The 1,122-nt window shown below is 77.1% G+C and carries 2 protein-coding genes; both read left to right on the top strand.

Features of this window, described 5'->3' with window-relative positions:
- On the top strand, positions 1–536 hold a 536-nt coding region (locus ACWEN3_RS46825), incomplete at its 5' end, for a 5-oxoprolinase subunit B family protein (protein WP_452984581.1).
- 88 nt (positions 537–624) lie between these two features.
- Positions 625–1,122 (top strand): 5-oxoprolinase subunit C family protein (locus ACWEN3_RS46830; protein ID WP_452984583.1); only part of this gene is annotated, 498 nt, incomplete at its 3' end.

Raw genomic sequence — 1,122 nt, forward strand, 5'->3', positions numbered from 1 at the left:
TGCACATCTGCCGGGCGGAGGGCACGCTGACGGTCCGCGAGATCGTGCCTGCGGCGCGCACGGTCCTGCTCGACGGGCTGTCCGATCCGGCCCGTTGGGCGTCCGAACTGACCTCGTCCGCGGTGCCGCCGCCTTCCCCGCGCGCGCGTGCCCTGGTCGAACTCCCGGTGCGCTACGACGGCCCCGACCTCGCGGAGGTCGCCGCCTGCTGGAGGGTGCCCGAGCACGAGGTGGCCCGCATCCACGCGGGCACCGAGTTCACGGTGGCCTTCTGCGGCTTCGCCCCCGGCTTCGGCTACCTCACCGGTCTCCCGCCCCGCTACGACGTCCCGCGCCGCGCCACCCCGCGCACCACGGTCCCCGCCGGCGCCGTGGCCCTCGCGGGCCCGTACACGGGCGTGTACCCGCGCTCCTCACCGGGCGGCTGGCAACTCATCGGCTCGACCGACGCGGTGCTGTGGAACCACACCCGCACCCCCGCCGCCCTGCTCGCACCGGGCACCCGCGTGCGCTTCGTACCGGTGGGTGCCGCATGACCGGGACACGCAGGAACGGGCACGCGCGCGCGGGACTTGCCACCGCCTTCCCGCACGCGCGCGTGCATGGCGTACCGGTGGAGGACGCATGACGGATCGTGCGCTCGTCGTCGTGCGTTCCGGGGCGCTGACCACCGTGCAGGATCGTGGGCGGCCCGGGTACGCGCATCTCGGTGTGCCCCGTTCGGGGGCGCTCGACGGGCCCGCGGCGGCGCTCGTCAACCGGCTCGTCGGCAATGCCCCGGACGCCGCCGTGCTGGAGACGACCCTCGACGGCTGTGCGCTGCGCCCCCGTTCCCCGGTGACCGTCGCGGTGGGCGGCGCACCCTGTCCGGTGGCGGTCGGCGGCCGCCCGGCCGCGTGGGGCGCGCCGGTCGTGGTGCCGGCCGGTGAGCTGCTGGAGGTGGGCAGCGCCGTGGCCGGCGTACGCGGCTATGTGGCCGTCTGCGGCGGCATCGCCGTGGAGCCGGTGCTCGGCAGCCGCGCCACGGACCTGCTGTCCGGCCTCGGCCCCGCCCCGCTCGCCGACGGCACGGTGCTGCCCCTCGGCAGACCGGCGGGGCCGCCCGCGCGCGTGGACGGCGTC

This window comes from Streptomyces sp. NPDC004561, assembly GCF_053602155.1.